General features: G+C 59.6%; 8 protein-coding genes. 3 read left to right on the forward strand and 5 right to left on the reverse strand.

The features are described from left to right. Positions 1-117 precede the first annotated feature (117 nt). Both azu and RT028_RS18255 read right to left on the reverse strand, forming a co-directional pair. Positions 118-567 carry an azurin gene (gene azu, locus RT028_RS18250; protein ID WP_312936590.1) on the reverse strand — a complete coding sequence of 150 codons (450 nt, stop codon included), beginning with the start codon at positions 565-567 and terminating at the stop codon, positions 118-120. A gap of 565 nt (positions 568-1,132) precedes the next feature. Next, entirely contained in the window at positions 1,133-3,439 is a 2,307-nt protein-coding gene (locus tag RT028_RS18255; RefSeq protein ID WP_312936592.1) for a YgiQ family radical SAM protein, read from the reverse strand. Between the two features lie 457 nt (positions 3,440-3,896). Between RT028_RS18255 and RT028_RS18260 the strand changes: the two genes are divergently transcribed. From RT028_RS18260 to RT028_RS18270, 3 genes are read left to right on the forward strand one after another with little or no spacing between them, the layout of a single operon-like run. After that, complete coding sequence (locus tag RT028_RS18260; RefSeq protein WP_312936594.1) at positions 3,897-3,995, forward strand: alginate O-acetyltransferase; 99 nt, start codon at positions 3,897-3,899, stop codon at positions 3,993-3,995. Positions 3,996-4,049: 54 nt separating this feature from the next. Continuing rightward, positions 4,050-5,204, forward strand: a complete 1,155-nt coding sequence (locus RT028_RS18265) for a YcaO-like family protein (protein WP_312936596.1) — start codon at positions 4,050-4,052, stop codon at positions 5,202-5,204. Then, positions 5,188-6,813: an ATP-binding cassette domain-containing protein gene (locus RT028_RS18270; protein ID WP_312936598.1), complete on the forward strand. Its 1,626-nt coding sequence runs from the start codon at positions 5,188-5,190 to the stop codon at positions 6,811-6,813. The genes RT028_RS18265 and RT028_RS18270 overlap by 17 nt, the downstream gene beginning before the upstream one ends. Before the next feature lie 73 nt (positions 6,814-6,886). On the opposite strand, the gene dnaB is transcribed toward RT028_RS18270, so the two are convergent. The 3 genes from dnaB to RT028_RS18285 all read right to left on the reverse strand — a co-directional run bounded on the left by dnaB (position 6,887) and on the right by RT028_RS18285 (position 9,754). Further along, positions 6,887-8,284 carry a replicative DNA helicase gene (gene dnaB, locus RT028_RS18275; RefSeq protein WP_312936599.1) on the reverse strand — a complete coding sequence of 466 codons (1,398 nt, stop codon included), beginning with the start codon at positions 8,282-8,284 and terminating at the stop codon, positions 6,887-6,889. Between the two features lie 112 nt (positions 8,285-8,396). Further along, positions 8,397-8,843 (reverse strand): 50S ribosomal protein L9, encoded by a 447-nt coding sequence (gene rplI, locus RT028_RS18280; RefSeq protein WP_312936601.1) that lies wholly within the window; start codon positions 8,841-8,843, stop codon positions 8,397-8,399. Positions 8,844-8,863: 20 nt separating this feature from the next. Continuing rightward, positions 8,864-9,754, reverse strand: a complete 891-nt coding sequence (locus RT028_RS18285) for a hypothetical protein (RefSeq protein WP_312936602.1) — start codon at positions 9,752-9,754, stop codon at positions 8,864-8,866. Positions 9,755-9,835 lie beyond the last annotated feature (81 nt).

The raw sequence follows: 9,835 nt of genomic DNA on the forward strand, positions 1-9,835 counted from the left end.
GTTCACGTATATCCTGTGGGAGCGGCTTTAGCCGCGATGGGCTGCGAAGCGGCCCCAATCGCTTAACTGACTGGCATTAGCCTTGCGAGGCGCCCTTTTTGCTGTGAGACGAAGGGGTTACTTCACCACCACCTTGCCTTTCATCATGGCGATATGGCCTGGGAATGTGCAGAAGAAGCTGTAGTCGCCGCCGGCTTCGAGCTTGGCGGGGTCGAAACTGATTTCGGTTTCTTTCTCAGGCGCGCCGATCAGCTTGGTATGGGCGATGATGCCGGCGTTGTCGGCCTTGATGTAGTCATTGGCTTCGCCCTGGCTCATGCCTTCGGTGGCGATGCCCTGCATGTCGGCAGTCTTGCTGATGACCAGGTTGTGGCCCATCACGTTTTTCGGCAGGTTGCCCGAATGGGTCAGCTTGACGGTGAACGCCTTGCAGCTTTTGTCGACGGTGAATTCTTTGGTGTCATAGGACATCTGGTCGGTGGAATCGACCGTGACCGAGCACTCGGCGGCAAATACGGAGGCGCTGGCGAGGGTCAGCAGGGATACCGCTACGGCTTTCGCAAACATCTTGAATCTCCTAGGCAGGGTAGTTCGTTGCGAGACTGCCCTGTTCCGCCCTGACCTGGGCTGACGTGGATCAAGCACAGCGTCAAGGGGGCAGTCGGTAGAATTGTTCAATGGATTGTATACAACCAATCTAAGTGCGCATGATGCACCTTTGATAGACGATGCAACAACCGCTCATTTAGGAGTAATTGCAATGTCCCTTGGAAGCTTGATGCGCGGCATGCTCGCCGCTTATGCCTGTGGTGCCAGTGGCGCGGCGGTTTGCGAGTTTGCCCGGCCGGAGTGATCCTTCATTCATGTTGAAAGGCGCGACCTTTTGCCACTCTTGAGGCACGCGTCGAGGTCAATGAGATTCAGCGTGCTCGCCTCATTTGTCGACTGGATTGTGGACGAGCCGCCTGGCGAATATGGTCGTCGCCTGGCACAGGCCTGTAGCAGGTGTAGCGCGGTCCAGTCCTGCTACAGATTCCCCTGCCAACACCAGGATGGAGAGTCGGCCTGAAGCGCATGCTTTTCTTTCAGCCATAAACGATTCGGGGGCCCTTGCGGCCCCCGAATCGTCTGCTCAGCGCGGAATGACCGGCTGGCGCGGCTTCTTGCCCTTCACCGCCTTGCCACCCTTGGCCGCTTCCTTGCGCTCCTTGGCCGCCTGCTGATTGCGGGCAAAGGCGTCGGCCTTGGCTTTTTCGCGCTTGTCCCACGGCTGGCTGCCGTCGCTGGCGCGTGGCGGCAGGCCCGTGTGCTGGGTGAGGATCTTCTGTTCCTTGCCCACCTTGTGGCTGCCGGCCGGGGTCGAGTTCTTGCGCCGGGCGCTCTGGTAGCTGTCACTCTGCGGCTGGTGCAGCGGGATCAACTGATGCTTGCCCGGGCCGATCAGGTCGGCGCGGCCCATGCGCTCCAGCGCTTCACGCAACATCGGCCAGCCCTTCGGATCGTGATAGCGCAGGAAGGCCTTGTGCAGGCGACGCTGCTCGTCGCTCTTGACGATGTCCACCCCTTCACTCTTGTAGGTGACCTTGCGCAGCGGGTTCTTGCCCGAGTGGTACATGGCCGTGGCGGTGGCCATCGGCGACGGGTAGAAGGCCTGCACCTGGTCGGCGCGGAAGCCGTTGCCCTTGAGCCACAGGGCCAGGTTCATCATGTCTTCATCGGTGGTGCCCGGGTGGGCGGCGATGAAGTAGGGAATCAGGTACTGCTCCTTGCCCGCTTCCTTGGAGTACTTCTCGAACATGCGCTTGAACTTGTCATAGCTGCCAATGCCCGGCTTCATCATCTGGTTGAGCGGACCTTCCTCGGTGTGCTCCGGGGCGATCTTCAGGTAGCCGCCAACGTGGTGGGTGACCAGTTCCTTGACGTACTCCGGCGACTCGACCGCCAGGTCGTAACGCAGGCCAGAGGCGATGAGGATCTTCTTCACCCCCGGCAATGCGCGGGCGCTGCGGTACAACTGGATCAGCGAGGAGTGATCGGTGTTCAGGTTCGGGCAGATGCCCGGGAACACGCAGGACGGCTTGCGGCACGCGGATTCGATTTCCGGGCTCTTGCAGGCGATGCGGTACATGTTCGCGGTGGGCCCGCCGAGGTCGGAAATGACCCCGGTAAAGCCAGGGACCTTGTCACGAATTTCCTCGATCTCGCGGATGATCGACTCTTCCGAGCGGTTCTGGATGATCCGCCCTTCATGCTCGGTGATCGAGCAGAAGGTGCAGCCACCAAAGCAGCCGCGCATGATGTTCACCGAGAAGCGAATCATCTCGTAGGCCGGGATCTTCTCCTTGCCATAAGCCGGGTGCGGGATGCGCTGGTAGGGCATGCCGAACACGTAGTCCATCTCTTCGGTGGTCATCGGGATGGGTGGCGGGTTGAACCACACATCGATCTCGCCGTGCTTCTGCACCAGCGCGCGGGCGTTGCCCGGGTTGGTTTCCAGGTGCAGCACGCGGTTGGCGTGCGCGTAGAGCACCGGGTCGTTGCGCACCTTTTCCATCGATGGCAGACGGATCACCGTCTTGTCGCGGGTCATCTTCGGGCTGGCGAGAATCTGCACGACCTTGGCTTCGTTCGGATCTTCGACATTTCCCTTCTCCTGCTCGATGGCGCAGGCCTGGGTGTCCTGGGTATTCACATAGGGGTTGATGATCTTGTCGATCTTGCCCGGCCGGTCGATACGCGTGGAATCGACTTCGTACCAGTCCTTGGGCGTGTCGCGGCGAATGAACGCCGTGCCGCGCACGTCGGTGATGTCTTCGATCTTCTGGCCGTAGGACAGGCGCTGGGCGACCTCGACGATGGCCCGCTCGGCATTGCCGTAAAGCAGGATATCAGCGCTGGCATCGATCAGAATCGAGTTACGCACACGATCCTGCCAGTAGTCGTAATGGGCGATGCGGCGCAACGACGCCTCGATGCCGCCGAGCACGATCGGCACGTGCTTGTAGGCTTCTTTACAGCGCTGGCTGTACACCAGGCTGGCCCGATCCGGGCGCTTGCCGGCCAGGCCGCCTGGCGTGTATGCGTCATCGGAACGTATCTTCTTGTCCGCGGTGTAGCGGTTGATCATCGAGTCCATGTTGCCGGCCGCGACGCCGAAGAACAGGTTCGGCTCGCCGAGCCTCATGAAGTCGTCCTTGGACTGCCAATCAGGCTGGGCGATGATCCCGACGCGAAAACCCTGGGACTCCAGCAGCCGGCCGATGATCGCCATGCCGAACGAGGGATGATCGACATAGGCATCACCGGTAACGATGATGATGTCGCACGAATCCCAGCCGAGCTGATCCATCTCCTCCCTGCTCATCGGCAGGAACGGCGCGGGCCCGAAGCATTCGGCCCAGTATTTGGGATAGTCGTAGAGAGGCTTGGCTGCGTGCATGTCAGTGACCAGTCTTTGGAGTACAGGGAAATCGCGGGCGCGGAGAATAGCACAAAAAATGACCAAATCCGACGGTATGGGTAGGAATTAATGCCCCGTCCGACACTTGGTTTCGCAACGCGTCGTGGGTGAGTGGAAATGATCATCGCGCCGCTTGATGAAGGGCGACAAGCTGCGTAAGGCCGCGCTGTCCGTTGCCGCGAAGGGCCCAGGCTTAAGCATTTGTTACTGAATGATTTGCCTGACCGACCCATTAACGCGGCTAAATCATTAAATAACAACGACTATGTAATCAACTCGGGAAATCTTCAGGAAACATACTTCACCGCAAGGTAATTATTCCTACTCAAAGTTACCTAATTAAAAAAGCATTCAACCTTGATTGACGTAAATTTTGAGTGATAAAAAGAACCTGCGCACTACAGCGCTTATCACCACACCAAATGGAGTCAATACAATGGGACGTCGTCGCAGTGAAATTGCAATTCCTCAGGTTCCACGCGTAGTGAACTACCTGTTCATCGATGCGGAAACCGAATTCCTCAATCAACTGTAAAAGGGGTGAGCCAGAAGGGAACCACGCCCTTCTGGTTCTTTCAAGGAGGCCTCAATGTTTAACGAACGAGAACTGGATGTGCGTCAGGCCCGTCACCGCCTTGATCACTTGCTGCAGGTATTGGCATTAGAAGCAGCGCTGGAACGTCATGGCGAACATGATCTGGTCGCGACTTGCCAGTTGTACGACGCGCATTATCAGGAAGTTTCCTGCGGTGCCGGCAAGGGCCTGCACTGCATGGTGGGTGCCCTGGCTGAAAGTATCGAGCACTACTTCATGGAGCGCTCGGCGCCTGTTGTAGTTTCCAGCGATCAGGTGCTCGCCTCTCTCGCAGCACACGACGATGGGCTACTCAAGTCCTTGCCAAAGGATCGCCAACTCCCGTGTTTCGAGTTCAAAGGGCTGCACAGTGACGAACAGATCTTTGTTCCCGCCGTCATGGTCGCCCCCTCGGTCGAGCAGGTGCGCGCTATCGAAAACACCGATGTCGGCTACCTCGCCAAGTACGCCAGCAACTCGGGCATGGCGCTGGGCTGCACTCGGCGCGAGGCCCTGCTGCACGCCATGAACGAGGCCATCGAACGCCACGCATTGTCGATGTATTACCTGGGCCTGTGCGGCCTCGCCCCGCTACCCAGGCTCTACCGCCCTTCGCCGTCGTTCCTGGAAGAGACCTTCGTTGATGACCGCAGTCTGCACGCCAGTGCGTGCCAACTGGATATCTTCCTGACCCACGACTTCTTCGATGTACCCTTTTGCATTGCCGTGTCCGACGAACAGCAGCGCAGACCGCTGTGCACGATAGGCTCTGGCTGTTCGCTGAGCCCACACACAGCGTTGTACCGCGCCGTGACAGAGCAGTTGCAGTCCGAACAACTATACAGCGCGACCGAAGTGCATGAAGATCACACCGCGAAACAGCTGTTGAACCGTTCCAGTCGGTTGGCCGCACTTGTTCGACCTGTGCCTCCTTGTGCCGTCGACGCACTCCATCCTGCTCACGAAAAACGTGATGTCGCTGAACAGATCGAATTCATCTCCAATGCACTTCAGCGCAGCACGAGGCCGGTCTTTCAGCGAACGCTCTTTGAACAAGACGATCTCGCTACGGTTTTGCAAGTATATATCCCGGGACTGGAACGCTTCCATCTAAGCAGGGCCGGTATTCCGGTTTCTCCACAGAGTGCATTCAATGGCCAACAAGTTTGAGATGGCATTTCCAAGTAGTGTACTTGCCGCGCTGATCGTGACACTGATCCTGAAGGTGACGACGGTCGTTCCAGCATTGGTACTTGCGGACATCATCGACAGTTTGCCTGACGCACCCAACTCAACTCATGCACTGCTGGGCGTTTTCTTATGCGTGATCGTTTTGCAAGCCTCGCTGACCCCATTGCAGGCCTGGAGCCTGTCTCGTCTTTGCCAATCACACGTGAAGCAACTGTCCATGCGCTGGTGCCGCACACTGCTGGACAAGCATTTCGAGGCTTATGGACAACTCCATGGCGGCACCTTGGTCAAGGTGCTGGATAGGGGCATCACTGCCCAGGAACGATGGCTGGGATTCCTGATCGGCTCGGCATGGCCCGTGTTCGCCGAAGCAGCGGTACTCCTGACCCTGTTCGTCTATCTGGGGGCCAGCACGGTATTGATCGGCCTGGTGCCGTTGAGCCTGGGCTTTCTCTGGGCCAATGACCGCCTCGTACGCTGGCGTCGTCCGCACATCGATGCGGTGAATGCCAATGAGGACGCTCTGGCTGAGCAGTGGGTGGACACATTCGCCAGCGCGGTGGTGGTCAAGCTCGAACGGGCCGAAGATGCGGCCATGCAGCCGGTTAACGCCACACTCTGCGACTACGCCGATGCGGCAGTACGGGTCGCCTACAGTGGGGGCTGGCTGACTGCCTTGCGCGTAGTGTTCATCGGGGTCGGCAGCGGCGGCCTTCTGCTGTGGGGCATGCACGACCAATCACTGGCGCAACCGCAATTGAGCCTTGGCGAACTGGTCGCGCTGTTTACGCTGGTCAGCGGACTACTGGCCAGCGTGACGCAATTGGCCGAAGGCTGGAAACTGCTCGACCAGTTTCGGCTGGACAAACGCAGGCTCGAATACTGGTTACGATTGCCCACGTTCGACGCCACTCCTGTTGCGGCCACTGCAGCACCGCCGCCGTCAGAGATCGGACTGTGCCTCGCCCCATGCCATCTGCGCAGTCGTGACGCGCTGCAATTACAGCTCGATGAAGCGCTCGTGCTCCAGCCCGGAGAACGTATCGCGCTCGTCGGCCCGAGTGGCTGTGGCAAGTCGACGCTACTGCACGCCTTGGCCGGCACCCTTCAGCCCCTTCGTGAGCACGTCTATCTGGATGGCAAGAGCCTCGCCGGGCTCGCGGCCGACAAGCAGTTCGATCAGTTACGGCTGTGTCCGCAAGACGCTCGCTTCGTACCGGGTCCGTTGCCACGTTCAGTGCTCTTTGATCGCGCCCACGATCGCAGTCAGATCGAACGCTGGCTGGAAAGACTCGAATTGGACACGGCCTGGTACGACCTGACTTTGGACGCCCGAGCAGAGTCCATCTCGGGAGGCGAAGCTCGCCGCCTGACTCTGCTGCGCGTGCTGAATCATCCCGGCTACTTCAACTTCTTCGACGAACCCACCAGCGGGCTTGACGCCATTACCGCTGAGCAAACCTGGGACTTGCTGTTTGACAGGCTCCAGGGACGCGCAATCGTCTGCGCGACGCATGATCGCGAAGCGCTCTGGCGCTTTGATCGGGTGATTGAGCTGCAAGGTGGTCGGATTATCCGCCACAGCTGAAGAACGAGTCGTCGCACGTCAGTGCTTAAGAGCGGTAGCTGAGCGTCGACATTCGCTCAGCAGCTATACGCCGTCACTCATCGTCATCGAAGTTGTAACTACCCGGCGCCAGGTTCTCGAAGCGGGTGTACTTGCCGATGAAGGCCAGACGCACGAATCCGATGGGGCCGTTACGCTGCTTGCCGATGATGATCTCGGCGATGCCCTTGTGCTCGGTTTCGGGGTGATACACCTCGTCGCGGTAGACGAACATGATCACGTCGGCGTCCTGCTCGATTGCGCCCGATTCACGCAAGTCGGAGTTGACCGGACGCTTGTTCGGGCGCTGTTCGAGCGAGCGGTTGAGCTGCGACAGCGCCACCACCGGGCAGTTGAATTCCTTGGCCAGGGCTTTCAGGGAGCGGGAGATCTCGGAAATCTCGTTGGTGCGGTTGTCGCCGGAGGAACCCGGGATCTGCATCAACTGCAGGTAGTCGACCATGATCAGACCAATTTCACCGTGCTCACGGGCCAGGCGGCGGCTGCGCGCGCGCATCTCCGATGGGCTGATGCCGGCGGTATCGTCGATGAACAGTTTACGGTCGTTGAGCAGGTTCACCGCGGAGGTGAGCCGTGGCCAGTCATCGTCATCGAGTTGGCCGGAGCGCACCTTGGTCTGGTCGATCCGACCCAGCGAGGACAACATCCGCATGATCAGCGATTCACCAGGCATTTCGAGCGAGAACACCAGTACCGCCTTGTCGCTGCGCAGCACGGCGTTTTCTACCAGGTTCATGGCAAAGGTGGTCTTGCCCATCGACGGACGACCGGCAACGATGATCAGGTCGGACGGCTGCAGGCCGCTGGTCTTGCCGTCCAGATCGGTATAGCCGGTGGAGATGCCGGTGATGTCGCTGTCGGAGTTGAACAGGGTGTCGATGCGGTCGATGGCCTTGGTCAGCAGGTCATTGACGCCCACCGGGCCACCGGTCTTCGGCCGCGCCTCGGCGATCTGGAAGATCTGCCGTTCGGCGTCATCGAGAATTTCGGCCGCATTGCGCCCCTGCGGGTTGAAGGCGTTGTCGGCAATGTCCGTGCTGATGCTGATCAGTTGGCGCAGCGTGGCACGCTCGCGGATGATCGCAGCGTACGCCTTGATGTTGGCAACCGAGGGCGTGTTTTTGGCCAGCTCGGCGAGGTACGCCAGGCCGCCAATCTGCGAGGACACCCCTTCCTGCTCCAACTGCTCGTGCAGGGTCACCACGTCGAACGGTTGGTTCTGATCCGCCAGCTTGTGCACGGCACGGAAGATCAGGCGATGGTCATGCCGATAGAAATCACCATCCGAGACCTGGTCGAGCACACGCTCCCATGCACTGTTGTCCAGCAGCAGACCACCGAGCACGGCCTGTTCGGCCTCGATGGAATGGGGCGGCACCTTGAGGGCGGCGGTTTGCAGGTCGAGTTGCTCGGGGGTGCTGAGTTCGTTCATGGCCACGCGAAAATCTGGGGGGATGAAAACGACAAAGGGCACGACCTGCAATGCAGGAGCGTGCCCGATGTTAACCGGCCAGCCCCATGAGGGGCCAGCCGATCATCGCAGCTTAGGCAGCGACCACAACCACACGAACGGTGGCTTCAACGTCGCTGTGCAGGTGCACGGCAACGTCGTATTCACCGACGTGACGGATGGTGCCGTTCGGCAGACGAACTTCAGCTTTAGCCACTTCAACGCCGGAGGCGGTCAGGGCGTCAGCGATGTCGTGGGTGCCGATCGAACCGAACAGCTTGCCTTCGTCGCCAGCGGTGGCAGTGATGGTCACTTCCAGCTCGGCCAGTTGGGCAGCACGGCTTTCAGCCGAAGTTTTGCGGTCTGCAGCGGCTTTTTCAAGCTCTGCACGGCGCTCTTCGAATGCAGCCAGGTTGGCGGCAGTGGCGCTAACGGCCTTGCCGAACGGCAGCAGGAAGTTACGACCGTAACCGGATTTGACTTTAACTTTGTCGCCCAGGTTGCCCAGGTTAGCGACTTTTTCCAGCAGGATCAGTTCCATTTGGTAAAACCTCTTAACTTTTAACCTTCACCGTTCGCGGGGTCATCGTCGCGTTGACGGGACTTGATACCGCGAAAATCAATCAGGCTATCGACAATGGCCAGGACCACGAGCAACGGATACGTCAACTGCATGAACAACAGGCTTACATACAAGCCAACCAGCCAGAACCTCGACAGTCGTCCTTGCGCTACCAGACCGTGCACCAGGGCAACGCCTGCGAGCGCGAGCGGCACGCTGCACAACGGTGTCAACAACGCCAGCCCCGAACCCAGGGTCGGGCCGAACATGACACCTGCCAGCAACATCATTGCCGGCACCGGGGTGAAGCGCACCGCCTGAAACTCGCGGGCGAAACCACCGGGGTTGTACAACGCAGCCTGCCAGTAGCGAGCCAACATCAAGGTCAGGACACAGATGACCTGCAATCCTATTGCCATCATTCCGGTGACCATGGGGAACAGGTGCGTTCCGAGCCGGGCTTGTTCTTCTACCGAGAGTTTCTGGTAGAAGCCGTTGAGCATCTGCGGCAGGGCTTTTTCAAGCGCTCGCGCCAGAGCTTCAATCGGTTCGCGGAACACCGAACTCAGAAGTAACCCATACACCAGGCCCAGTGCGACGCTGACCAACAGCACCCGGTTCCAGGAATGCCCGGCGCGCAACAGCGCTGCCAGGCCCAACGTTCCGCACATCCCGAACAGGACCAGCGGATCGCCGAGGCTCCACCAGGCCAGCACCGGCAATAATGCCCAGGCGATGACCGGCGAAGCATCCTTGAAACCGCGCCGCAGGAACACCAGGCTCACAGCGGCGGCACTCAACCAGAACAGCAGCGGCAATGCCGCACAACCGACCACGACTACCGTGGCCTGCACACGACCGCGCATGATGAAATCAGCTAACGCTCGCATGCGTATCCCTTGCTACTTGTCGATAAACCCGGTCTCAGCGGCCGTGGCTGTCGGTGTAGGGCAGCAGGGCCAGGAAGCGGG

It is taken from the genome of Pseudomonas sp., from assembly GCF_032058845.1.
In the GTDB taxonomy this organism is placed as follows: Bacteria; Pseudomonadota; Gammaproteobacteria; order Pseudomonadales; family Pseudomonadaceae; genus Aquipseudomonas.

Excerpts from the sequence above, each read along its gene's own strand:
- RT028_RS18255 (WP_312936592.1), bottom strand. The coding sequence starts at position 3,439 with ATGCACGCAGCCAAGCCTCTCTACGACTATCCCAAATACTGGGCCGAA.
- rplI (WP_312936601.1), bottom strand. The coding sequence starts at position 8,843 with ATGGAACTGATCCTGCTGGAAAAAGTCGCTAACCTGGGCAACCTGGGC.
- RT028_RS18285 (WP_312936602.1), bottom strand. The coding sequence starts at position 9,754 with ATGCGAGCGTTAGCTGATTTCATCATGCGCGGTCGTGTGCAGGCCACG.
- RT028_RS18260 (WP_312936594.1), top strand. The coding sequence starts at position 3,897 with ATGGGACGTCGTCGCAGTGAAATTGCAATTCCTCAGGTTCCACGCGTA.
- azu (WP_312936590.1), bottom strand. The coding sequence starts at position 567 with ATGTTTGCGAAAGCCGTAGCGGTATCCCTGCTGACCCTCGCCAGCGCC.
- RT028_RS18265 (WP_312936596.1), top strand. The coding sequence starts at position 4,050 with ATGTTTAACGAACGAGAACTGGATGTGCGTCAGGCCCGTCACCGCCTT.
- dnaB (WP_312936599.1), bottom strand. The coding sequence starts at position 8,284 with ATGAACGAACTCAGCACCCCCGAGCAACTCGACCTGCAAACCGCCGCC.
- RT028_RS18270 (WP_312936598.1), top strand. The coding sequence starts at position 5,188 with ATGGCCAACAAGTTTGAGATGGCATTTCCAAGTAGTGTACTTGCCGCG.